Below are 22,643 nucleotides of genomic sequence, written 5' to 3'. Positions count from 1 at the left end.
GCGATGCCAGTGGAACTGTCCGTACTCGCATCGCGGATCGAGTCGCCATCGCCACCCAAGCCAGTTGCGTGGCTAGCGCTATTCGTTGCGTTCATGCTCGCCGGCGTGTCGCTGACTCTATTGACGTGGCCAAAGGGCGAGCCGACTGGTTCGGCGTGGTTCTGGGCGCGCGTGCTGGCGTTTCCCGCGCTCGCGTGGTGCTTGGCGTTTGGTCTGCGTCTGTTCTATTACGACGACGAAACCGACAGGCTTCAGGCGGAGAGGGAAGTCTTCGAAGCCGATCGAGCGCGGGCCATTGAATTCGCGCGTGAGCCTCTGGCGGTCTTGGGTTCGGCCTACGTATGCGCGATGGGCGAGTACGGCGTCGCATCTGCCATTGCGGACGAGAAGCAGTCCGCGCTGAAGGCGCGGGCGCCTCGCGTGGGGGAGGGCGCAATTCGTCACACTGCACTGACGCTGACCGGGGACAAAGAAAGCCCCTGCCGCTATCGCGCCTTGTTTCTGTCGTTACTGGGTGAACTCGACGAAACGTTGAGCGGATTCCCAAAAACCGTCCCTTTCGAAGTCAGATTGCAGGTGCCCCCTGAAATGGATGGCGACGAGTTGCTGGAGACATGGAAGCATTGTTGGGAGCAAACTGGACACGCGCAAGCGTCCGCATCGTTGCTGAACGTGCAACGAGGGCTAATGGCAGTCGATGAATGGCTGGATATCAAAGGCGGTCCCGCGCTGGAAAAATTGACGTTGTTCGTTGCCGCACAACTTCACGCGGAGCCGCCTGAGAACAGCGCCGAAGTTGGCGTCGCGTTCTTGTGCGGTTGGACGCCTCTAGTCGAGCGGTCGGGTCTAAAGGCCGTTGCATTGCTGCATAGGCCGGTGGAATCCACTGGGGCAGAACTTCGCGACGCCGTGACGACCAGTTTGCTATGGGGGGGACTATCAGCGGCCGAGCTCCACCACGTGTGGCAGGCCGGGCTCGTCGGACAGGACAAGCCTTCGTTCCTGAACGTTACGACCGAACTCGGACTAAAGCTTGGAGAAGAAGAAGGTTTTCCGGGTATCCACGATATCGATCTTGCTCTAGGCAAACCAGGAGCGGCGGCGGGATGGTTGGCGGCGGCTCTGGCGACGGAGCATGCGTGGCAAAGCGGCGAACCACAGATGATCGCGGTACGCGAGCAGGCATTCAGCGTGGCCGTCGTGCGACCGGTTTCGCAGGGCAATGAAATGGAAATCGAGCAATGAAGGGCATGAAGGTCAAGGGTTATTGGATTGTCGTTTGGACTATCACGTTGTTCGCCGCGATCATCGCGTATTTTTTTGGCTCTGACTATAACGCTTCGCCGGTGATTCGGATCGGCGTCGCCCTGATGGGCGGCATGATATTGCTGTGGCTACGCGCGCCATTGACGTGGGCGTGGCAGCAGGTTGCTAAGCATGCACCGAAGCGCGAACCGGATCGCTATCAACGCGATCCAGCGGCGCGGGCAGGGACGGACGACGCGCGGATCGACCTTGTCGCACAGCGGTACATGGATTTTAAATCAGCGCTACAGCTTGCTTACGGGTGGCGTTGGCGCTACGGGCAACCGTGGCTCCTGATATCGGGTGAAAAGGACGTGGTCGATGCGCTGGTTCCTGGGCTGAGTGCCCGTGGGTGGCACGTCTCGTCCGGTGCGGTGCTTCTCTATGCGGAAGGAAGCGGTAAGCGCGATACCGAGTGGCTCGCGCGATTCCGCGCGGGGTGGCGTCGGCGGTCTGTCGATGCGGTGATTCAGATCGTGCGCGCGGCCGACGGTGCGCGAGCCTCACAAGATCCGGCCATGTTCGAACATGAGCTTGTGCGAAAAAGCCGTCTGCTTGGATGGGCTGCGCCCGCTTACCTCCTCGATGTGGTCGATGTCGACGGCGTCATACCGGCTGCCAGCGATCCCGTCGCCATCACGTGGTCGACGCGTGGTATCGACAGCGCGCAAATGCGACTGTCGCTGGAGAGCGTGTCGCGACGACTCGCAGATCTAAGCGTGCAGAGGCTGGTGCCGAATATCAACGAGCGCTGTCTCGCCCAAGTCTCGCGACATGTGACGCATCGTACCGATGCGCTCTCCGCACTCGTCATGCGCCTGAATAACGGTCGCGCAAGTCGAACAGCCGTGTTCGGCATCCTGTTTGCGCCGCTGTTCAGTTCGCAAGGCGCCGACACTGCTGCGAAGCATGAGGATTCACGCGCGCGCGCGCTTGCGACCTGGCAAACGGTTGCCGAACACAGCCGCCACGTCCGTGGCCGGCGCGTCGGCTTCTCACCGTCGACCTCGGTCGCCTGGGCCGTCACAACGCTTGCCGCCTTGTCGCTCATCGGCACGATCCTGTCCGGGGTGGTGAACCGAACCGGCATTGAGGCGGCTGCGAATCTCGCGCTCAGCGCGACAGCGGCGCTCGATCCCACCCAAGCCGCCCAGACCCTCGACGCCCTCCAAAAACACCTCGACACCCTCGAAACCCGCCAACACGAAGGCGCCCCCTGGTACGCCCGTTTCGGCCTAAACCACGACGCCGCGTTGCTCACCGCCCTATGGCCCACCTACGCCACGGCGAGCAACCGCATCCTGACCCAACCCATCCGCGCAAAACTCGAAGCCGACCTCCGGCAACTCAGCGCACTGACCGACCAGGAACTCGCAAGCGGCGGCGACGCGCAGACAAAACGCGCCTACAGCACGCTCAAGACCTACCTGATGCTCGCCAACCCGCAGCACACTGACACCCGATTCCTGATTCCCGCGCTACTCGAAACAGCGCAGCCCGCGCGCCCCGATTCATCGCCAGTGACCCCGGGCGGCTGGCGCGACCTCACGCAGCGTCTCATCACCTTCCACGCGAATCACCTCGCGCAGCACGGCGCGGCGCTCGCAATGGCACCCGACGCGACGCTCGTCAGCACCGCGCGCCAGACGCTCGTCAGCGTAGTGGGCTTGCAGAACTCGACCGACACCGTCTACGAGCAGATCCTCGACGAGAACCGCAGCAAGTACCCGCCGGTATCGCTGCAAACGCTCCTGGGCGATGCCGCGCAGGAAGGCTCGTCCGGGGCCGCCACGAGTCGCGGTCTATTCATGACGAAGGAAACGCTTCCGGGCGTCTACACGCGCGCGGCGTGGGACGAACGCATCGGCCGCGCGATCGACGATGCCGACGAGCAACGCTCGGTCGCCGGCGACTGGGTGCTCTCGGACGCATCCACGGTCACATCGGCGACATCAGCCGCGTCGCTGAAAGATGCGCTGCGCCAGCGCTATTTCGCCGACTACGCCCGCAATTGGCAGCAGTTCCTGAACAGCGTGCGCTGGCAGCCGGACACGTCGCTCTCGGGCACGGTCGATCAGTTGAACCTCTACGCCGATCCGCAACGCTCGCCGTTGTCGGCGCTGTTCAAGATGATCGTCTATCAGGCGAACGCGGGCGCCACGGGTCGCTCGCTGTCGGACACGCTCGTCTCCAAAGCGCGCGATCTGCTCAAAGGCGGCGAGAAGGACGATCCATCCAAAGCGCCGCCGCCGCCGCCCGAAGCGCCGCTTGCTGGCGCGTTCGGTCCGCTGTTGCGTCTGACCGGCAGCGACCCGTCGAAGGCGAGCACGGCTCAGGACCTGAGCCTGCCGCGCTATCTCGAACGCGTCACGGCGGTGCGTCTGAAGCTCCAGCAGATCATGACGAGTCCCGATCCCGACGCGATGTCGCGCACTGCGGCGCAGGCGATCCTGCAAGGCAAGACGTCCGATCTCGGCGACAGCCGCGACTACGCGAGCCGCGTCGCGGCAAGTCTCGGCGAACAATGGGCGGGTCTCGGCGATGCGCTCTTCCAGCGTCCGCTCGACCAGACCTGGGACGTCGTGCTGAAGCCTGCATCGGCGAGTTTGAACGAGACGTGGCGCGCATCGGTGGTCGCGGCCTGGAACAGGTCGTTCGGCGGCCGCTATCCGTTCGCGGATTCGGACAACGACGCGTCGCTGCCCGAAATGGCGCGCTTCCTGCGCGCGGACAGCGGTGTGATCGCGCAGTTCGTCGCGACGCAGCTCGCCGGCATTCTGGAGCGCCAGGGCGACCAGTGGGTCGTCGCCCAGGGCGCGACGCGAAACACGCTGGCCGTCGATCCCGAATTCGTGCGCGCGCTCAATCGCCTCACGCGCGTGTCGCACGTGCTGTTTCCGAACGGCGACGCGGGCGTGCGCTACGAGTTGCGCGCGGTCTCGACGCCCGGCATCACCGACATGAAGTTCAAACTCTCGGGCCGCGAACTGCATTACTTCAACCAGAAGGAAGAGTGGACGCCATTCATCTGGCCGGGCGATGCGCTGGAGAACAACGCGCACGTCGAATGGCAGACGGAAAACGCGGGCGTTCGCTCGGACCTCGATTTCGCGGGGCGCTTCGGCCTGATCCGGTTGCTCGAACGCGCGGTCGTCACGCAGCAGGATGGCGCGCGTTACGTGCTCAGGTGGACGCCGGGCGCATCGTCCGTGGTTCAGGAGGAGCGTGCGAAGGCGAGGCAGCCGGCGAGCGCACCGGCCGCGCCGCCGCATCCGCGCAACGTCAAGGACGACTGGAGCGCGGACGCGGCGGCGACGATCGTGTCCGTCGCGGAGGCGAATCCGGCGTCGAGCAGCCGCGCGACTTCCAGAGATGAAACGCCGCCGCGCGCGCCGCAAAAGCCGCTCGCGTTGCAGGTGCAGTTGCGCAGCGAAGCGGGCGCCGGTCCGCTCGACGCGCTGCAACTGCGCCACTTCACCTTGCCGTCGCGCATCTTCCTGAGCGGCGCCGTCGCGAAGGGCGCGCCGGGTCAAGGGCCCAATCCGCCGCCGCTGCCCCCAGCGGCAATCGAAGCGGCGAAGCATGCCGCAATGCCCTTGCCGCGTAACGCCGCGCCGGAGTTCGAATGAATCTTTTCTCCACTTTTCTCAAGTCACTGTTCGGCGCGCGCGATCCGGACGATCTGATGCGCGAGCGCATCGGCTCGTGGTCCGCATGGCTGGAGCCGCTTCCCGGCGCGGGCGGCATCGGCCGCGATCCGGGCTACGAAGACGCGTTCTTCGCGATCAAGGACGAACTCGCGAAGCTCTCCGGCATCGACGATGCGCTGGTCGCGCGCTCCTGCGAGCAGTTGCTCAAGGAGACCGGCAAGGATTTGCGGCTCGCCGCTTACTACGCGTTCGCGCGGCTTCGGCAGGACGGAACGGCGGGTTTCGCCGATGGCCTCGAACTGACCGCCGCGCTCGTCGAGCGCTTTGGCGAGGCGTTGCTGCCCGCGCGTCCGGAAGCGAAGAAGGGCGCGCTCGACTGGCTCGCGACGTCGCGCATGATCGATCAGCTGGCGGGCGTCGATGCAAACGCTTCGGGCGATTCGCACGCGTCGTTCGCGCCCGCCGATCTCGAACGCGCGATGGCGGCGCTGAATCTGCTCGTCACCCGCACGAGCGAGTGGACCGAAGCCGCGCGTCCGAACCTTCAGCCGCTCATTTCGCGCTTTGAGTCGGATACGCAGCCGGTGCAGCCGTCGTCGAGCGCGCCCGCCGCGCCGCTTTCGAGCGCGCAAGGCGGCGCGGCGCCGATCGCCTCGTCACGCGATCTGCTCGACCAGACGCGCACGATGGCGCTGTATCTGCGCGCGCAGGAAAACGGCTATCTGCCGGCCGCGCGTCTGGTTCGCTGCGTGCGCTGGGATACCGTCCACGATCTGCCGCCCGCCGATGCTCAATCGCGTACCCGTCTGCCCCCGCCGCGCGCCGAGCTGCGGCAGCAGTTTCGGCGCCTCGTGCTGCAAAAGCAGTGGCACGAGTTGCTGGAGCGCGTCGAGGGCGCGTTCACCGAGGGCGCGAATCATCTCTGGTTCGACCTGCAATTCTTCCAGCACACCGCGCTCGATCACGCGGGCGGGCCGTACACCGAATGGCGCGACGTGCTGCGCACCGATTTCGCGCTGCTGCTCGAACGCCTGAACGGCATCGAACGCCTTGCGTACAGCGACGGCACGCCTTTCGCCGACGACACCACGCTGGACTGGATCGCGCGTCACGCCGTGGTGCGCGATCTGGAAGCGGGCGAGACGCTCGCGCCGCTGCCGGTGTCGGGCGACGAAGACGGTGCGAACGGCTGGGTCGAGATGGAGGCGCAGGCGCGCGATCTTCTCGCGAGCCAGGGGCTTGATGCAGCCTACGCGTGGCTCGCGACGCTGCCCGGCATCCAGTCGGATCGGCAGCGGTTCTTGCAGCGCTGGCTGATGGCGCGCGTCGCCGACCACGGCGGCAAGCCCGACATCGCGCTGCATCTGCTGACCGACCTGAACGACTCGACCGGTCACTTCGGCCTCGCGCGCTGGGAACCGGCGTTGACCTTCGAGGTGAAACATCACCTGCTGCGCGTGCTGAAGGCCGCGATGACGCGTAAAGATGCCGACAAACCCGCGCTCACCCGCCGCGCCGAACAGTTGCAGGGCGAACTGACCGTGCTCGATCCCGCGCGCGCCGTGGCGCTGTAATCGAAGAAGAAACCATCATGGACGATTCCATCCTGCGCTACTACGAAGCCGAGATGCGCTATCTGAGCGAGGCCGGCAAGGAATTCGCCGAGACGCATCCGGACCGCGCGCGCATGCTGAACATGGATCGCGTCGGCGATCGCGATCCGTATGTCGAGCGCCTCTTCGAGGGCTTCGCGTTCCTCACGGGACGAGTGCGCCAGAAGCTCGACGACGAATTGCCCGAGCTGACCGAAGGGCTCGTCAGCCTGCTTTGGCCGCACTATCTGCGCATGATTCCGTCGCTGTCGATCCTCGAAATGACGCCCGCGCTCGAGACTTTGCAGCAGACCGAGATCGTGCCCGCCGGTCTATCCGTGCGTTCCGGCAGAGTGGGCGCGAGCGGCGTTCAGTGCCTCTACCGGACGACGCAATCCGTCACGCTGATGCCGATCCGCCTGACCGATGCCGCGCCGTCCGTGCGTCACGACGGGCGCTCGGTCATCCGCATGAGCTTCGAAATCGACCGCTCGGCGCGTCGCGAATCGCTCGATCTGTCGCGCATCCGGCTGTATCTGAACGCCGATCTGCCGGTTGCGTTCGCCCTGCATCTCGCGCTGACGTGGCAGGTGCAGTCCGTCTCCTGGCGCATTCCCGGCGTGCGCGACGGCGCGGCTACGGTTATCGACAACGCGCGGCTGGAAGCGGCCGGTTTCGCGGCCGACGAACGTTTGTGGCCCAAGGCCGACGTCGCGTTTTCCGGCTATCAGTTGCTGCTCGAATACTTCACGTTTCGCGAGAAGTTCCTGTTTGTCGATCTGCGTGGCCTGAGCATCGATGCGTTGCCCGTCGATGCGTGGAGCTTCGAGGTCGAAGTGCTGCTGAAGGAGAGCTATCCGGCCGACCTGCGCTTCACGGCGGCGAACGTGCGGCTCTTCTGCACGCCGATCATCAACCTGTTCGAACTCGACGCCGAACCGGTGCGCATCAATCATCACGACACCGAGTATCGCGTGAAGCCGATGCATCATCACGGCAGTTTCGTCGAGACGTATTCGGTGGAAGCCGTCGATTCGTTCGATCACGAAACCGCCGAGCGCTTCGAATACGTGCCGTTTTCGACGTTCCGGCATCGCGGCGGCATGCTGCGTCACGAAGCGCCGGAACGGTACTTTCACACACGCGTGCGGCAGGGCGCCAAGGGGCTCTTCGATACGTGGATCATCCTCGGCGGCCACGCGTGGGAAGCGATGCAGGACCTGCCCGAGGAAACGCTGTCGCTGCGCGTGACGGGCACGAACGGCATGCTGCCGCGCAAGGGTCTGCGCGAGGCGAGCATCGACGATCTGGTGGAAAGCGCGCCGAACGTCGCGCAGGTGCGCAATCTCACCGCGCCGACGCTGCCGGTCTATCCGCCTCTCAACGATCGTTTCCAGTGGCGCGTGCTGTCGCATCTCGCGCCGAACTTTCTGTCGCTGATGGACGCCGAAGTCTTGCGCGGCGCGCTCGCGCTCTACGACTGGACGAACGACGAGATGAACCGCCGCCGTCTCGCCGGCATTCAGCACGTCGCGCAGAAGCTGTCGCGTCGCGTGATCCGCGGAGGCGTCGAACGCGGCGTGCTGATCGAAGTGACGCTCGACAGTCACGCGTTCGCGGGCGAGGGCGATGTCTATCTGTTCGGCGAACTGCTGCATCGGTTCTTCGCGCTCTACGCCGAGATCAACCTCTTCACGCAACTGACGATCGTGAGCCTGCCGACCGGCGAGCGCGTCGAATGGGCAGCGAGCCACGCGGAGCGCTCGCCGCTATGAACGCGCCCAAAACGATCGACGGCATCGCGCCGCTCGTGTTCGCGCGCGCGTCGCGGATGAACTTCTTCCAGCTCTGTCAGTTGCTCGAACGCATCGCGCCGCAGCGCGACGGTCTCGGCACACGCGATACGCCCGCCGGCGAGCCCGTGCGCTTCCGGCCATTCCCGAAGGTGGGCTTTCCGGGCACCGAACTCGCGGCAGTCGAATACGACGATGAGCGGCCCCATCGCCCGCCATCGGTTCGCACGACGTTTCTCGGGCTGTACGGCGTGAACGCGGCGATGCCGCCGCATCTGATCGACGACATCGTGTTGCGGCGCGAAGGGCACGAGGAGGTCATGGCCTTTCTCGACGTGTTCAATCACCGGATCGCGACGCTTTTTTATCGCGCGTGGCGCAAGTACCGTTATGCGGCGGGCTTCGAGCGCGGCGGCAATGATCCGATGTCGCGCAATCTGCTGTGTCTTGCGGGCTTCGGTCTCGGCGACAAGGCCGAAGGCGCCGGACTGCCGTCCGTGCGCGTGCTCGGCTTGCTCGGACTGCTCACGCAACGCACGCGCACGGCGGAGGGGCTCGCGGGGATCGTCGCGCTGGCGGTGCCGGGCGCGGGCGTGAAGGTCGACGAGCGCTTTCCGGTGTGGGTTCACGTCGACGATCGGCCTCGGCTGGGCTCGGGCGCGCATTCCTCGGACGAAGCGGGTTTGAGTCGCGGACATGTGCTCGGACGGCGTGTTATCGATCGCGGCGGCGCGGTGCGCGTCACGCTGTCGCCCGCGACGGCCGCGCAGGCGCAAGGGCTCTTGCCCGGCGCGCCGCATTATCGCGAAATGATGAGCCTGCTGCGCGTGTATCTCGGAACGAAGGCGGACGTGGTGGTGCGCATGGAAGTGTCGGCGGCGATTGCGCCGTTGTTGAGGCTTGGCGGCACGCGCGAAGAAAGCGCGCCCGGCGCACGGCTTGCCTGGACGACGTTGTTGAAACCCGTCGGCAATCGCGTCATCACGATCCCGCTCGGCCGATACGAGGCGATTCCCACGCCGACGGCCGCGAGACGCGCCGTGTCCGGCCACCCTGCATAAACTGGAGTTTGCATGCGAGCAGTTTCACTAGTCACGACCATCGCCGCGAGCCTGATCCTGAGCGCATGCGGCGCCTGGCAATCGGTGTCCGATACGACGTCGGACGCTTATCAGGCGGTGTTCTACAAGCAGGTCAAGACACTGAACCTCGATCTCACCGCGCGCGCGTCGCTCAATCCGGATGAGGCGGATCGTCCCGTGTCGGTGGCGGTGCGGGTTTATCAGTTGAAGGACCGCAAATCCTTCGATGCCGCTTCCTACGACGATCTCCTCAAGAACGATCGCGTGGTGCTCGGCGCCGATTTGCAGGACAGCGCGGGCGTCGTCGTCAATCCGGGAAGCGCGGCGAGCGTCTCGCAACCGATGCGCGCGGACACCGAATACGTGGCGATCGTCGCGTTCTTCCGGGACGTGCGAAGCGAGCATGACTGGCGTCGCGTGATTGCGAAGAAGTCGATGCCGGCCGACAAGCCGTTGAAGTTCGATCTCGTCGATCGCGAACTAGTGGCCGTCGCCGATGTGCCGCGCACGCGTCCGGCGCGTTGAGCGCTAACGCCGGCGAACGAAGGCTTACGGTCAGGCGTCGTCGAGCTTGACGTCGAAGCCGCGCTGCACGCCGGGGCGCGCGAACAGCGCCTCGTACCAGCGCTTCACGTTCGGGAAATCGTCGAGCGAAACCTGATGGCGCTCGTGGCGCCACGCCCAGCCGAGAATCGCGAAATCGGCCACCGACAGCGCGCCCGCCACGTATTCCACTTCCGCGAGACGGCGGTCGAGCACGCCATAAAGGCGGCGCGTTTCGTCCGAATAGCGTTTGAGGCCGTAGCGCCGGTCGCTTTCCGCTTCGACCAGGCGGAAGTGATGCACCTGTCCCGGCATCGGACCGAAGCCGCCCATTTGCCACATCAGCCATTCGAGCACAGGCACGCGCTCGCGCAGGCTCGCTGGCAGGAACCTGCCGGTCTTCTCGCCGAGATAGAGCAGGATCGCGCCCGATTCGAAGACGCTGATCGGCTGACCGTCGGGGCCGTTCGGATCGACGATCGCGGGAATGCGGTTGTTCGGACTGATGCGCAGGAACTCGGGCGCGTGTTGCTCGCCCTTCGAGATGTTCACGGTTTTGACCATGTACGGCAGTTCCATTTCTTCGAGCGCGACGCTGATCTTGCGGCCGTTCGGCGTGTTCCAGGTGTGCAGGGCGATGGTCATGGCGGTGAGGTGAAATCGAAATGATGTTCTGCGATCTTGCGCTTGCTGCAAGGTTCACATCACACGATACCTCATCCGGCTCCCTTCGCCTGCAGGGGCTTCGCCCCGTCCCAAGCGGGGTGTTTCGCCGGCGCCGGATCGCCCAGAGTACGGGCATGGCAAGTCTGCGTGAACGCCCGGAGGACATCGCTCATGTCACATTCGTTCGATCCAGCGAGTGCATCGCCGTACTATGGTTTCGTGTGGGTGGACCTGACGCGTCACGCTGAAGCGTCGCTCGCCGAAACGCTCGACGGCGCATTCGACATTCACTTCGTCGACGATCCGGAGGACGTGTCGAACGCGATAGCGAGCCGTAGGCCGGCATTCGTCTGTTTCGAGTTCGACGAGCCGAGCGCGCAGGGCATCGATGCGCTCACGCGCGTGCGTCGCGAGCATCCGGCGCTGCCGGTCCTCGTGATCGCGGGACGCAATTCGATGTCGATCGCGATCTGGGCGATGCGCCTGCGCGTGTGGAATTTTCTGGTGAAGCCCGTGCCGTTGCGCGAACTGTGCAGCAGCATCCTCACGCTCGCAGCGCTCACAAGGGACGGTGTGCCGCAGCGTCCGCGTGCTTCGCTTATCGCAAGCGGTTGAGCGCGACGGTTGAGCACGACGCGACAGACTATAATTGCGCTTCGATCGCGGCCTTGTCGATTACCGACCAAACCTGCGCGATCTTTGCGCCGCGAAACAGATAGAACACATTTTCCGCGAAGGCGATCCGTTTGCCGTCGATTCGCAATCCGAGGAAATTGTGTCGGGGCGTGCAGTCGAACCGCAGACGGCTCGCGAGCACAGGCGGTTGGTTCGCGAGCAATTCGATTTCGAAGCGCAAGTCGGGGATGTCGAAAACATCCTTTTCCAGCATGTCACGATAGCCTGACAGACCGATCGGCCGGCCGTTGTGACCGACGTCGTCCTCGACAAACTGACCGAGCGACGCCCAATCGCGCTTGTTCAGGCAATCGAGGTAGCGCCGATAGATAGTGCTCAGGTCCAGCTCGCTCATGCTCGTCTCCTTATCGACTGACGGATCAGGTTAATCGCGATCGTAGACGAACCGCGAGACAGGCAACGCCTGGCGACTTTTTCATGGCCGCTGTCTGCAAGATGTAGTAGCCTAAAAGAGACCGACGACTTACGATCGGCATGGTTGCTTTCAGGCCGATGGTGCGTGTGCCCGCGCACATCGCCGTCCGGCGTCCACCATTCATTTCCCGGTTCCATTACTCATCTGCTTCTGCATCACTCGCGGAAGGACGTCGGGTTTCGGGCATCGACAACTACGACAGGAACCGTCTACGGAAAGCGCCCCTGCTGGCGCAATTCGACGGTTCGTCAGGAGAAAAACGCTTGGACCGAATCGGTTTTGCGCTCATGGTAGCGCTGCTACGGCTTTTCGCCGTGCTTCCTTATGGCCTGGTCGCAAGACTCGGCAGCGCCCTCGGGGCCGCCTTGTACCGGATTCCAAGCCGCCGCAAACATATTGTCCTCGTCAATCTGCGCCTCTGTTTCCCGACCAAGACCGAACGCGAATACGACGAACTCGCGAGGAATCACTTTCGCCATGTCGTGCGCAGCTATCTCGAACGAGGCATCCAGTGGTTCGGCAGCGCGCAGTCGATGAAAGGGCTCGTCGAGATCGACAGCGCGATCGATCTTCACGACAAGAATGCTCCGCCTACCATTTTCATGGGCTTTCACTTCGTGGCTATTGAAGTCGGCTGCATCGTGTATTCGACGAGCCAGCCTGCCGCCTCGTTGTACACACGCATGTCGAACGTGCGCATGTGCGACCTCGCAAAACGGCAGCGCGGCAGGTTCGGTGCAGAGATGATCGAACGCTCGACGAGTGCGAGAAAGATCGTCGCAACACTGCGTTCGGGCAAGCCTGTCATGCTCGCGGCGGACATGGATCACGGCATCGACAACTCGGTGTTCGTCCCTTTCTTCGGCGTTCCCGCCTGCACGCTCACGTCCGTTGCGCGACTTGCAAGGCTTGGCCGCGCGCGGGTGGTGCCGTTCGTGACCGAGGTGTTGCCGGATTATCGCGGATACAAGTTGACGGTCTTCGCGCCGCTGGAGGATTTTCCGTCGGGAAGCGATACGGTCGATACGCGTCGAATGAATGCGTTTCTCGAGACGCAAGTCCTCAAGAATCCGGATCAGTACTATTGGGTGCATCGACGCTTCAAGCATCGGCCGGCGGGCGTGGCGGGCGTGTATTGATCGTGTAGTGCTATCGTGACGGCTCCCCACGCGTTACTTCGCCCGGGCGATACACGGAGACATCACGATGCAACTAGCCGAATCGAAAACGCTCAGCATCGCGATCCTGCACAGTCCGCAGGACGTGTATGACTTCATGTCGCAGCCTGCGTCGTTCGCGCGCTGGGCATCGGGTCTGGGCAAGCCGCTCGGCAACGAAGGAACCGTCTGGCGTTTCGAAGGCGAGAACGGTCCGGTCATTGTTCGCTTCACTGAACGCAACGCATACGGCGTACTCGATCACGCTGTCGAGTTGCCCGACGGCACCGAAGTCCACGTGCCGATGCGCACGGTTGCGAACGGCACGGGCACGGAAGTGCTGTTCGCGCTGTTTCGCGTACCGGGGATGAGCGACGACAAATTCGCCGCCGATGCGCAATGGATCTCCCGCGATCTGAATACGCTGAAAGCGCTGCTCGAAGCGAAGTGACGTGGCGCTCCGTGTCGGTGGGAGCCCGCGTTCGCAGCGGTCACTGCTCGAAACCCGGCAGGGAAAGACAACGTTCCTGAGAATGTAGGCCAATGCGGAGGAATATTTCGTGCAATGCCGTCATCATCCTGCGACCGTGCAGTCACGCTCGACAAAGCCTCTGTTCTTCCAACATCACCGGACGATACGCGTTGCCATCCTCGCGCTGTTTCTCTCGGCGACAGGCGCGAGCGCGTTCGCTGCGGGACCGCTTCCTCAAGGCGGGCAGTTCGTCGCGGGCGCGGGTTCGATCGCGACGCGCAGCAACGGCGTCGACATCACGCAGAGCACGCCGCGCGCCGTGATCGACTGGCGCGGCTTCTCGATCGGCAACGGCAACACCGTCAACGTCAACAACGGCACGGGCGCGACGTTGAGTCGCGTGACCGGCACCGATCGTTCGCTGATCAACGGCCAACTCGTTGCCACGGGTAGCTTTTATCTCATCAACCCGCAAGGCGTCGTGGTGGGACCGAGCGGCATCGTGACCACGGGCGGCCGCTTCGTTGCGTCGACGCTCGACATCGGCAACGACAACTTCATGAACGGCGGCCCGCTCAGTCTTGCCGGTTCGAGCGATGGCGTCGTCGTCAATCTGGGCAAGATCAGTTCGACCGGCGGCGACGTCTTTCTCATCTCCCGCAAACTCGTCGAGAACGATGGCAGCATCAATGCGCCGACGGGATCGGCGGAACTCGCCACGGGCAATCAGGTGTTGTTGAGAGACTCGGCAAGGGGCCCGCAGGTCTTCGTCCAGCCAGGTACGCGTGGCGATGTCGTGAACAAGGGCAGCATCGAGGCCGCGCAGATCGACCTGCGCGCCGCCGATGGCAACGTCTTCGCGCTCGCGGGCCGTAACGGCGATGTGCGCGCGACCGGCACCGAGACGCGCGATGGCAAAGTGTGGCTCGTCGCCGACCGCGGCACGGCGCACGTGCATTCGGGCGTCGAGGCGTCGGATGCGAATGGAAACGGCGGCACGGTGATCACGACCGGCAACACGCTGCATCTCGACGACGCCGTGATCGATGCGGCGCTATGGAACGTCAGCACGCCCGAATTCAACGCCGGGCCGCTGAACTCGGCCACGCTCGCACGCAATCTGTCGGGCGGCACGTCGATCACGGTGAACGCGACGGGCGCCAACAGCGCAAGCGGCAACATCAACTTCGGCGCGGCCGTGCGATGGACCGGCGATGCATCGCTGACGCTCAACGCGTTGCATGACGTGACGCTCGGCCCGCTCGCGACGCTTGCGAACACCGGCGCGGGCAATCTGATCTTGCGCGCCGATTCGCACGGCATCGACAACGGCGGCAGCGTCGTGAGTCGCGGCACCATCGACTGGTCGCGGGGAACGGGCGTCGTTTCCGCGCTCTATGACATGAACGGCACTTTCACGGCCGGAACGGTGAGAAGCAATCCGTCGTGGACCGCGGCGCCATTCAGCGGCCTGCTGTCGCAGTTCACCGCTTATCGGCTCATCAGTTCCAGAGCGGATATGGAGAAAGTGTCGAGCGATCTCTCGGGCGTGTATGCGCTCGCCAAGGACATCGATTTCTCGACGATGGGAACGCAGTTCAACGGCGTCGGCGGTCCAGGCAACGCAGCGTTCACCGGCCAGTTCGACGGCATGGGCCACGCGATTCGTCGCGTGAATCTTCAGGCTGCGGACGATTCGCAGATCAACCTCGGACTGTTCGCGACGATCGGTCCGACGGGCGTGGTGCGCAACCTGAGCGTCGAGAACGCATACGCCAATGGCTCCGTCTCGGGCCCGGTCGGCATCATCGCGGGCGTGAACCAAGGGCTCATCACCCACTCGCATACGTCCGGCGTGTCGGTGCAGTACTTTGCCGGGTCGGGCGCGGGCGGCTTCGTCGCACGCAACGACGGCACCATCGAGCGCTCGTCGAGCAGTGCGGGTTTCACGGGGCTGGAGGCACTCGGCGGACTCGCCGTCGTCAACAACGGCCTGATCGTCCAGTCGTTCGTGGATGGCGCGGCGAGCGGCGGTTCGCGTTCCAATGGCGGGCTCCTCGTCACCACGAACAACGGAACGATCGCGCAATCCTACGCGACGGGCGTCGCCTCGATGACTTACCTCGGCGGCCTCGTCGGGACCAACGACGGCACGATCAGCGAATCATTCGCCGCGTCGCCGCTGGACTCGCACGCTTATCCGCAAATCAAGGGCGGCATTGCTCTCAACAATGGCGGAACGATCGCGAACAACGTCTTCTGGGACGTGCAGACCAGCACCGCGACCGACGGGGTGTACAGCGGCACGCCGGCGCCTGCCGCAAACGGGCTCAGCACCGCTCAGATGAGCACGGCGTCGAGCTTCGGACCGACTTGGGACTTCAGCCCGACCGGAACCTGGGTGATGCCGGCCGGCGGAACGCATCCCGTCCTGCGGTGGCAACAAGCGGCGCAGTGAGTGTCGAGCGAGCGGGTTTTCCCTGATCCCGCTCGTGTCGATATGAACGGCGGCGCATCGTCGTAGGGATATGACCCACTTCTCCGTGAACGGAAACTCACCATGACAACCGGAACCATCCAGCTCCACCGTGTTTTGCGCGCTCCGCCCGAGCGCATCTATCGCGCCTTCCTCGAACCCGATGCAATCGCGAAATGGCTTCCTCCATACGGATTCACCTGTCAGGTTCACCACATGGAAGCCCGTGTCGGTGGCACGCACAAGATGTCCTTTCGCAACTTCAGCACGGGCCACGGCCATTCGTTCGGCGGCGAGTACATCGAACTGGTGCCGTCCGAGAAGATTCGCTACACGGACCGGTTCGACGACGCGAACCTGCCCGGCGAGATGCACGTCACGGTTTCACTGCGGCAGGTGTCCTGCGGAACCGAACTCTCGATCGTGCAAGAGGGCATACCCGAGGTCATTCCCGTGGAAATGTGCTACCTCGGCTGGCAGGAGTCGCTGGTTCAACTGGCAAGGCTCGTCGAGCCCGAGATTCCTGATTGAGCGGTCCGTCTGCCGAATCGCTGTTCGACGGATTGCGGAATGTTCGTCGGTGTGATGACGACCACCGACGACGAAGACCCGACCGCCGACGCCGGCAGCAGCTTGTGAAAGTGCATGACGTGGTGACACGCGGTGCGCATGTCCTGTCGCAAGTCGTGGTGCAACACCGCGCTCAGCTTTCCGTCATGCAGCAACTCGACGTTGTCGCGGTCCAGGTCGTGCCCGATGAAACATTTCGGTTTCTGGCCGATCGACTCGAGCGCGCGCAGTATCGCGACATTGCCGCCGCCCATCGAATACACCGCGACGATTTTCCGCCCTGAACCGACCGCTCGCCTGACGCGCTCTTCCGTCTGTACGTCGAGACCGTGACCGCCGCTCGCATCCACGAGCCTCAGCTTCGGATACCGCCGCCGCAACTCTTCGCGAAAGCTGATTTCGCGCTCTTCCTCGCCTCTGAAGCGCTCGTCACTCATCGTGATGAGGACGTCGCCGTCCCGGCGCGCGAGCCATTGACCGATGAGGTAAGCGGCTGTCGCGCCTGCCATCCGGTTGTCGAGTCCCGCGTAGGCCATGCGCGCCGACAGCGGTATGTCCGTGAAAATGGTGATCACGGGGACACCGCGTTGCTGCAACTGCGCGACAGCGCCGGCAACCTCGGGGACATCCCGCGCCTTGAGCAACACGCCGTGGCTGCCGCGTCGGCCAATCGACTTCAGCGCATCCACGACGTCCGCCGTCGTCATCGTGTCGTGCATCAGAAAGCGAGGCCGGAACACGGCCGGATGCAGGCCCGGCAGTTCCGACTCCAGCGCATCACGGATTTCGTCGGAAAACCGCCGCGGCGCTTCGACGACGACATCGACGACGAGCTTGCGTCCGCTCGTCGCCAACTGGAACTGCTGCTTCTCCAGTTCCTTGATCGCGTGCTGCACGCGCTGGCGCGTGTGCTCGCGGACGTGTTCCCGCCCGTTCAGGACGCGATCGACCGTCGCGAGCCCGAGCCCCGCCTGGAGCGCGATTTCCTTCATGAGGAATCGATGAGCCACGTCGACGGTCCCGGGTTGAGGTGTTTTTGAGGTTTTTATGGTAACGCAAGCGCGCGCGGGAGGGCTATCGTTGGAACCAGAACAGAAGGAGACACCATGAACGCCAGAGAACCCCAACGCAACTGGTACCGGGAGCAGGATTGTTCGCTCCGGGAATTCGTCTCTGCGCTTGAACCGCGTAGAGACGGCGACGGTCTGCGGTTTGCCGCCGAGACTGTCGATCACGTTCCGGTGTACGACTGCCGGGAACTTGGCGCGGCGCTCGACGATGCATCGCGACGCGCGGACCTCCAGGCTGAATGGGCGAACGTCCTGCACGCGGGCGCGGGCGTGCTGGTGTTCAAGCGCGTGTACACCGACACCGCACCGGTCGATGCAGCGACGGCGGTCTTCGAATCGATCATCCGCGAGGAGCGCGAAGCCGGGATCGCGGCCGCGGACCATTTCGCGAAGGCGGGCGCTAACGACCGCATCTGGAATGCGCAGGAAAAGCTTTGCCTGCGAGCGCCCTCGGTGTTTGCCAGCTACTTCGCCCGTCCGGCGCTCGTGGCGATGGCGGAAGCGTGGTTGGGTCCGCACTTCCAGGTGACGTCGCAGGTCAACGTCGTGCGCCCGGGCGGTCAGGCGCAGCAGGCGCACCGGGATTACCACCTCGGTTTTCAAACCGCGGGAGAGGCCGAGCGTTATCCCGCCCACGTTCACGCGATGTCGCCGTTTCTCACTTTGCAGGGGGCCGTGGCCCACACCGACATGCCCGTGGAAAGCGGTCCGACGAAGCTCCTGCCTTTCTCGCAGCGCTATGCCGAAGGCTATCTCGCCTGGCGTCGGCAGGACTTTCGCGATTACTTCGAGGCGCACTACGTCCAGTTGCCGCTCGAAAAAGGCGATGCCGTCTTTTTCAGTCCGGCGCTGTTCCACGCCGCTGGCGAGAATCGGACAACCTCGGTGCACCGCATGGCGAACCTCCTGCAGATTTCCTCCGCTTACGGCCGGGCGATGGAATCGCTGAACCGCACGAAGATGTGCGAGGTTCTTTATCCAGTCCTGCTCGACAGAATGCGGACGCAGCGCATCACGCCGGAAGAGGCCGACGCGGTGATCGCCTCGACGGCGGAAGGCTATCCGTTTCCGACGAATCTCGACAAGGACCCGCCGCAAGGCGGTCTTGCGCCGGAGAGTCAGCAGGGGCTCTTTCGCCGCGCGCTGACGGAGTCGTGGAGCGCAGACCGTTTCGCAGCCGCAGTTCGCGATCAGTCCGGGCGGCGCGAGGCATAGGGCGATCATCCGGAACGCGCCTCGACGAGTATCGCGTTATCCTGCTCGCTCTTCGCTCACGCAACGAAGGAGTATCGGATGGCACTGGCCTACGGTTTCGTCAAGGCTCGAATCGTTTCGCCGCCCGTGCTGAAGGCGACTCGCCGGCAGCATGAAACGCAGTATCACCAGCACTTCGGTGTGCTCGTCGATGGCGCGCAATGGGACGTCGCGGTCAACGTCGGCACCAACGACGACGACGACCTGCTGAAGTACAAGCTCGTCTACGACTTCCGCCACCCGGTCATCCAGACGCTCGGACAGACGAGCGCCGGATCGCATCCGCTGACGGGCACGGCCGCATTGCCCGCGATCGACTTCATCCGCAGCGACATCCTCTCGACGACCGGCAACTGGCGCAACAGCGACGTGATGGACGGCTCGGAATTCCCGGAGCCTGCGGCGTCGCTGTACCGGCTGTTGCTTCGCGCCCAGCAGCATCAGTCCGACGTGTATGTGTTCGGCCGCTTCTACGCCGAAGGCAACGGCATCCACGACACGCACATGAACCAGGGTTCGACGGGCAGTTTTATCCACCGTCCGGGCGACGACTCCAACGATCACAACGACATCTGGCAGGACGGCTGTCTTTTGGCGGACCTCGGCGAGCCCGAATGGGCCGCGTACTTCGCCGCGTTCAACAAGCAACTGGTGCCGACCGACGATCTCGGCAACCCGCTGCCCAACGCCCAGCCGATCTGATCGTGCTACGGATCCTCGAAACCTGGGCGAAAAAAAGCCCGGCCGTGCGTCGTGGCCGGGCTTTTCGTACAGCGAGACGCCGTTTACTGCGGCTGGCCCTTGTCGTTGGTGCCGAGCGCCGATGCTGCCTTCGCCGCCGATGCACCCTTCAGGTGCGCGGCCTTGTTCTCTTGATGCAGCGTCGTGCCGCCCGTGCCCTTCTTGTGCTTCACGTGCGGGCCCGATGCCGCCATGCCCGAATCGGGGCCTTCGGCCTTGCCGCCATCCGAGTTCGAGCCGCCGCCCGCGCCTTGCGCGAACACCGGCGCGGAGAGTGCAAATGCCAGCATGCCGACTACTGCCAACTTGTTCGTTTGTTTCATCTGAAACTCCTGTTATTGAGCGGGTAGGGCCTTCGGATACGAGACACGCGCGGCACGTGCGGCCGTTGTGCCAGGCTGTCGTGACACGCTTTCGCGCCATTCACTTCGATTACACGACGTTCCATCAACGCGTGACTGTACACAAAAGTTGACAGATTTATCGGCGTGCCCGGATTGCGCCTACTTTTTCGCCATTTCCGGACGAGCGTTCGCCACAGGCGTTTCCCAGCCGCCGCCGAGCGCGCGGAACAGGTTGACCTGATCGAGCGCGACCTGGCCTTCCGCCGCCGCGAGCTGCGAATTGGTCGTGGTGAGCGTGCGCGTCGCGTCGAGGTCGGCGATGAAGGACTCGCGCCCAGCGACATAGAAGCGGTGCGTCTCGCTCGCGGACTGCGCCGCCGACTTCTGCGCCGCGCGCAGCGACTCCATGCGCTCGTAGTCGGCGGCGTAGGTCGCGAGGCTCGTCTGCGTTTCGCGCAGCGCGTTGAGCACGACGCTGTCGAAGCGGGCGAGCGCGACGTCCGCGCCGGCCCGCGCCTCGCGCACGCGGCCGCGCGCGCCGTTCGCGGGAAACGTCCAGCTGATGAGCGGCCCGAATCCCCAGCGCTGCGTTTCCGGCTTGCCGAGATCCGCCGCGACGCCCGTCACCCCGACCGAAGCGCCGATGGCGACGGTCGGATAGAGCGCGCCGGTCGCGACGCCGATGCGCGCCGTCGATGCCGCGAGCCGCCGTTCGGCCTCGCGCACGTCGGGGCGGCGGCGCAGGAGCGCGGCGCCGTCGCCGACCGGCAACGCGTTTTTGATGCGCGGCGTCTCGTGGCACGCGAGCACCGCTTTCGGCAGGTCGGCGGGGGCGCGCGCGAGCAACATCGCGAGGCGGTATTGCGCGATCCGGCGGCGTGCCCGATAGCGCGGAATATCGGCGGTGAGGGTTTCGACCTGCGTCTGGCCGCGCGTGACGTCGGGCGTGTTCCCGCGACCCGCGTCGCGCAGCCGGCGCGTGAGCACGACGCGCTGCTTTTGCAGCGCGAGCGACTGCTGCGCGATCGCCAGTTCCTCGGCGGCCGAGCAGCTCTCGACGTAGGCGCGCACGACGTCCGCGACCACCGTGATGCGCGCGAGATCGCTGGCGGCCTGCACGGCCTCGGTATCGGCGCCGGCCGCTTCGACGCCGCGTCTGAGCGTGCCGAACAGATCGATTTCATATGAGACGCTGAGGCCGATGTCGCCTTCGTTGACGACGGGCAGTTTTTCGAAGACCAGGAACTGCTCGCCCGATTCCTGCGCGCGCTTGACCGCCGCGTCGGCCTTGCCCGAGAAGCCGCCTTGCGCCTCCGCGACGCCGAGCGCCTCGCGCGAGCGCGCGAGGTTCGCCGCCGCGACGCGCAAATCGGCGTTCGATTTCAGCGCGTCCTGCACGAGGCCGTCGAGGGCCGGATCGTCGTAGAGACGCCACCAGTATTGCGGCACCGCCTGATGGCCGACGAGCGCGTCGCCCGCGCCGTCGAGCGGCGCGTTCGCGAGCGGCGCGTTGACCACGGCGTCCTTGGGCAGCGAATAGTCCGGACCCACCGTGATGCACGCGGCGAGCGCGCAGACGGCCGGCAGGAGGGCGAGGGTGAGCGCGCGCGGCGTTTTCATCGCTTGATTTCCGTCGACGGCTGCGCGGCGGAAGCGGCCGGAACCGTGGAAGCGCCCGAAGCAATCGGCACACTGGACGCCGCGCGCTGCGGCCCGAGCGACGGCGCGAGCCCGCGCACCGAGACCGTCGCCGTGCGCCCGGCGATCATGCGGAAGTCGGCGGGCACTTCGTCGAGCGCGATGCGCACCGGAATCCGTTGCGCGAGCCGCACCCAGCTGAACGCCGGATTCACGTTCGGCAGGAGATTCGTGCCCTGCGTGCGGTCGCGGTCCTCGATACCCGCCGCGATGCTCTGCACGTGCCCACGCAGCACGCCCGGCTCGCCCATGACCTCGATGTCGACCGGCTGGCCGATGTCGATGCCGCGCAGCTTCGTTTCCTCGAAGTATCCGTCGACGCGAAACGAATGCATGTCGACCACCGACAGCACCGGCCGGCTCGCCGCCACGTATTCGCCGGTGCGCGGCGCGCGGTCGTTCAGATAGCCGTCGACCGGGCTCACGATCACCGTGCGCGCGAGATTCAGGCGCGCGGTATCGATGGCGACTTCGGCGTCGGCGACCGCGGCTTCCGCCTGCTGCACGCGCGAACGCGTTTCCTCCGCTGCCTCGCGCGCGACCAGATCGCCGAGCGCGCGGTTGCGCGCGTCCTCGCGGCGCGCCTGATCGAGCGTCGCGCGGCGCTGCTGCGCGGTCGCCTGCGCCTGACGCAGCGTCAGCGCGTAGCGCGCCTGGTCGATCACGAAGAGCGTCTGGCCTTGCTTGACCGGCTGGTTGTCGACGACATCGACCTGCACGATCAGTCCGCCGACGTCCGGCGCGACCTGCACGACATCGGCGCGCACGTGGCCGTCGCGCGTCCACGGCGAAAACATGTAATAGCCGACGAGCCGCCACAGCACGAAGCACGCGACGGCCACGACGACGAGCGTCAGGAGAATCTGTCCAACGGAGAACCAGGTTTTTTTCACGTCATGAACCGATGGGAAAGAACGACGACAGCACCGAGCACGAGCACGTAAATGCCCAGATCGAAGATCGACCGGTGCCAGACGAAGCGATAAAAGCCGACGCGCGCGAGCACCGTGCGGATCGCGAGATTCACGAGATACGCGACGAGCATCAGCACGAGAATGGCCGGCACGAAGACGCCGAAGATGTCGATTTCGCCGATCATCGGACGGACTCCGCGCGGGT

Annotated in this window: 20 protein-coding genes; 13 read left to right on the top strand and 7 right to left on the bottom strand. The window is 64.8% G+C overall.

The features are described 5' to 3' along the window. The first annotated feature begins 3 nt into the window (after positions 1–3). From AWB66_RS09925 to tssJ, 6 genes are all read left to right on the top strand, one after another. Positions 4–1,245, top strand: a complete 1,242-nt coding sequence (locus AWB66_RS09925) for a hypothetical protein (protein ID WP_125469699.1) — start codon at positions 4–6, stop codon at positions 1,243–1,245. Positions 1,246–1,823: 578 nt separating this feature from the next. Further along, positions 1,824–4,934, top strand: coding sequence for an ImcF-related family protein (locus AWB66_RS09920; RefSeq protein ID WP_159462902.1), 3,111 nt, complete (start codon positions 1,824–1,826; stop codon positions 4,932–4,934). After that, positions 4,931–6,529 carry a type VI secretion system protein TssA gene (gene tssA, locus AWB66_RS09915; RefSeq protein WP_087630120.1) on the top strand — a complete coding sequence of 533 codons (1,599 nt, stop codon included), beginning with the start codon at positions 4,931–4,933 and terminating at the stop codon, positions 6,527–6,529. Before AWB66_RS09920 ends, tssA begins: the two co-directional genes overlap by 4 nt. A 17-nt stretch (positions 6,530–6,546) precedes the next feature. Then, positions 6,547–8,322 carry a type VI secretion system baseplate subunit TssF gene (gene tssF, locus AWB66_RS09910; RefSeq protein WP_087630119.1) on the top strand — a complete coding sequence of 592 codons (1,776 nt, stop codon included), beginning with the start codon at positions 6,547–6,549 and terminating at the stop codon, positions 8,320–8,322. Further along, positions 8,319–9,401 (top strand): type VI secretion system baseplate subunit TssG, encoded by a 1,083-nt coding sequence (tssG, locus tag AWB66_RS09905; protein ID WP_200818959.1) that lies wholly within the window; start codon positions 8,319–8,321, stop codon positions 9,399–9,401. Before tssF ends, tssG begins: the two co-directional genes overlap by 4 nt. 12 nt (positions 9,402–9,413) lie before the next feature. Further along, positions 9,414–9,947 carry a type VI secretion system lipoprotein TssJ gene (gene tssJ, locus AWB66_RS09900; protein WP_087630117.1) on the top strand — a complete coding sequence of 178 codons (534 nt, stop codon included), beginning with the start codon at positions 9,414–9,416 and terminating at the stop codon, positions 9,945–9,947. A gap of 30 nt (positions 9,948–9,977) precedes the next feature. Here tssJ and AWB66_RS09895 read toward each other — a convergent pair whose 3' ends face one another. Further along, positions 9,978–10,610, bottom strand: a complete 633-nt coding sequence (locus tag AWB66_RS09895; RefSeq protein ID WP_087630116.1) for a glutathione S-transferase family protein — start codon at positions 10,608–10,610, stop codon at positions 9,978–9,980. A 192-nt stretch (positions 10,611–10,802) separates the two neighbouring features. On the opposite strand from AWB66_RS09895, the gene AWB66_RS09890 reads away from it, so the two are divergent. Further along, the gene (locus tag AWB66_RS09890; RefSeq protein WP_087630115.1) at positions 10,803–11,246 is read left to right on the top strand and encodes a response regulator; all 444 of its coding nucleotides are present in this window, start codon (positions 10,803–10,805) and stop codon (positions 11,244–11,246) included. Between the two features lie 28 nt (positions 11,247–11,274). Here AWB66_RS09890 and AWB66_RS09885 read toward each other — a convergent pair whose 3' ends face one another. Continuing rightward, positions 11,275–11,661 (bottom strand): ester cyclase, encoded by a 387-nt coding sequence (locus tag AWB66_RS09885; RefSeq protein ID WP_087630114.1) that lies wholly within the window; start codon positions 11,659–11,661, stop codon positions 11,275–11,277. A 344-nt stretch (positions 11,662–12,005) separates the two neighbouring features. Here AWB66_RS09885 and AWB66_RS09880 point away from each other — a divergent pair, with 344 nt between their 5' ends. The 4 genes from AWB66_RS09880 (at position 12,006) to AWB66_RS09865 (ending at position 16,378) form a co-directional block, all read left to right on the top strand. Continuing rightward, positions 12,006–12,881, top strand: a complete 876-nt coding sequence (locus AWB66_RS09880) for a lipid A biosynthesis lauroyl acyltransferase (RefSeq protein WP_087630113.1) — start codon at positions 12,006–12,008, stop codon at positions 12,879–12,881. 67 nt (positions 12,882–12,948) lie between these two features. Further along, positions 12,949–13,350 (top strand): SRPBCC family protein, encoded by a 402-nt coding sequence (locus AWB66_RS09875; RefSeq protein ID WP_087630112.1) that lies wholly within the window; start codon positions 12,949–12,951, stop codon positions 13,348–13,350. 109 nt (positions 13,351–13,459) lie between these two features. Further along, positions 13,460–15,829, top strand: coding sequence for a two-partner secretion domain-containing protein (locus AWB66_RS09870; RefSeq protein ID WP_235021066.1), 2,370 nt, complete (start codon positions 13,460–13,462; stop codon positions 15,827–15,829). Between the two features lie 102 nt (positions 15,830–15,931). Continuing rightward, the gene (locus AWB66_RS09865; RefSeq protein ID WP_087630111.1) at positions 15,932–16,378 is read left to right on the top strand and encodes an SRPBCC family protein; all 447 of its coding nucleotides are present in this window, start codon (positions 15,932–15,934) and stop codon (positions 16,376–16,378) included. On the opposite strand, the gene AWB66_RS09860 is transcribed toward AWB66_RS09865, so the two are convergent. Continuing rightward, positions 16,339–17,427, bottom strand: coding sequence for a LacI family DNA-binding transcriptional regulator (locus AWB66_RS09860; protein ID WP_087630110.1), 1,089 nt, complete (start codon positions 17,425–17,427; stop codon positions 16,339–16,341). The two genes, AWB66_RS09865 and AWB66_RS09860, sit on opposite strands and share 40 nt — an antisense overlap. 96 nt (positions 17,428–17,523) lie before the next feature. Here AWB66_RS09860 and AWB66_RS34335 point away from each other — a divergent pair, with 96 nt between their 5' ends. Both AWB66_RS34335 and AWB66_RS34330 read left to right on the top strand, forming a co-directional pair. After that, positions 17,524–18,702, top strand: coding sequence for a phytanoyl-CoA dioxygenase family protein (locus tag AWB66_RS34335; protein WP_087630109.1), 1,179 nt, complete (start codon positions 17,524–17,526; stop codon positions 18,700–18,702). Between the two features lie 78 nt (positions 18,703–18,780). Next, positions 18,781–19,443, top strand: coding sequence for a DUF2278 family protein (locus AWB66_RS34330; protein ID WP_087630108.1), 663 nt, complete (start codon positions 18,781–18,783; stop codon positions 19,441–19,443). Between the two features lie 83 nt (positions 19,444–19,526). Here the strand turns inward: AWB66_RS34330 and AWB66_RS09845 are convergent, their stop codons facing one another. From AWB66_RS09845 to AWB66_RS09830, 4 genes are all read right to left on the bottom strand, one after another. Further along, positions 19,527–19,805 (bottom strand): hypothetical protein, encoded by a 279-nt coding sequence (locus AWB66_RS09845; protein WP_087630107.1) that lies wholly within the window; start codon positions 19,803–19,805, stop codon positions 19,527–19,529. A 180-nt stretch (positions 19,806–19,985) separates the two neighbouring features. Beyond that, on the bottom strand, positions 19,986–21,446 hold the full coding sequence (locus AWB66_RS09840) for an efflux transporter outer membrane subunit (protein ID WP_087630106.1): 1,461 nt from the start codon (positions 21,444–21,446) through the stop codon (positions 19,986–19,988). Next, on the bottom strand, positions 21,443–22,417 hold the full coding sequence (locus AWB66_RS09835) for an efflux RND transporter periplasmic adaptor subunit (protein ID WP_087630105.1): 975 nt from the start codon (positions 22,415–22,417) through the stop codon (positions 21,443–21,445). Before AWB66_RS09835 ends, AWB66_RS09840 begins: the two co-directional genes overlap by 4 nt. Further along, complete coding sequence (locus AWB66_RS09830; RefSeq protein WP_087630104.1) at positions 22,414–22,623, bottom strand: DUF1656 domain-containing protein; 210 nt, start codon at positions 22,621–22,623, stop codon at positions 22,414–22,416. The genes AWB66_RS09835 and AWB66_RS09830 overlap by 4 nt, the downstream gene beginning before the upstream one ends. Positions 22,624–22,643 lie beyond the last annotated feature (20 nt).

The organism is Caballeronia telluris (assembly GCF_001544495.1).
Classification (GTDB): Bacteria; Pseudomonadota; Gammaproteobacteria; order Burkholderiales; family Burkholderiaceae; genus Caballeronia; species Caballeronia telluris.
This window is presented reverse-complemented; position numbering and strand designations above follow the sequence as displayed.

Bases quoted from the DNA above. Each gene is read 5' to 3' on its own strand.
- AWB66_RS09885 (WP_087630114.1), bottom strand. From the start codon at position 11,661: ATGAGCGAGCTGGACCTGAGCACTATCTATCGGCGCTACCTCGATTGC.
- AWB66_RS09840 (WP_087630106.1), bottom strand. From the start codon at position 21,446: ATGAAAACGCCGCGCGCGCTCACCCTCGCCCTCCTGCCGGCCGTCTGC.
- AWB66_RS09845 (WP_087630107.1), bottom strand. From the start codon at position 19,805: ATGAAACAAACGAACAAGTTGGCAGTAGTCGGCATGCTGGCATTTGCA.
- AWB66_RS09865 (WP_087630111.1), top strand. From the start codon at position 15,932: ATGACAACCGGAACCATCCAGCTCCACCGTGTTTTGCGCGCTCCGCCC.
- tssA (WP_087630120.1), top strand. From the start codon at position 4,931: ATGAATCTTTTCTCCACTTTTCTCAAGTCACTGTTCGGCGCGCGCGAT.
- AWB66_RS09890 (WP_087630115.1), top strand. From the start codon at position 10,803: ATGTCACATTCGTTCGATCCAGCGAGTGCATCGCCGTACTATGGTTTC.
- AWB66_RS09875 (WP_087630112.1), top strand. From the start codon at position 12,949: ATGCAACTAGCCGAATCGAAAACGCTCAGCATCGCGATCCTGCACAGT.
- tssG (WP_200818959.1), top strand. From the start codon at position 8,319: ATGAACGCGCCCAAAACGATCGACGGCATCGCGCCGCTCGTGTTCGCG.
- AWB66_RS34330 (WP_087630108.1), top strand. From the start codon at position 18,781: ATGGCACTGGCCTACGGTTTCGTCAAGGCTCGAATCGTTTCGCCGCCC.
- AWB66_RS09925 (WP_125469699.1), top strand. From the start codon at position 4: ATGCCAGTGGAACTGTCCGTACTCGCATCGCGGATCGAGTCGCCATCG.
- AWB66_RS34335 (WP_087630109.1), top strand. From the start codon at position 17,524: ATGAACGCCAGAGAACCCCAACGCAACTGGTACCGGGAGCAGGATTGT.
- tssJ (WP_087630117.1), top strand. From the start codon at position 9,414: ATGCGAGCAGTTTCACTAGTCACGACCATCGCCGCGAGCCTGATCCTG.
- AWB66_RS09895 (WP_087630116.1), bottom strand. From the start codon at position 10,610: ATGACCATCGCCCTGCACACCTGGAACACGCCGAACGGCCGCAAGATC.
- AWB66_RS09830 (WP_087630104.1), bottom strand. From the start codon at position 22,623: ATGATCGGCGAAATCGACATCTTCGGCGTCTTCGTGCCGGCCATTCTC.
- tssF (WP_087630119.1), top strand. From the start codon at position 6,547: ATGGACGATTCCATCCTGCGCTACTACGAAGCCGAGATGCGCTATCTG.
- AWB66_RS09920 (WP_159462902.1), top strand. From the start codon at position 1,824: ATGTTCGAACATGAGCTTGTGCGAAAAAGCCGTCTGCTTGGATGGGCT.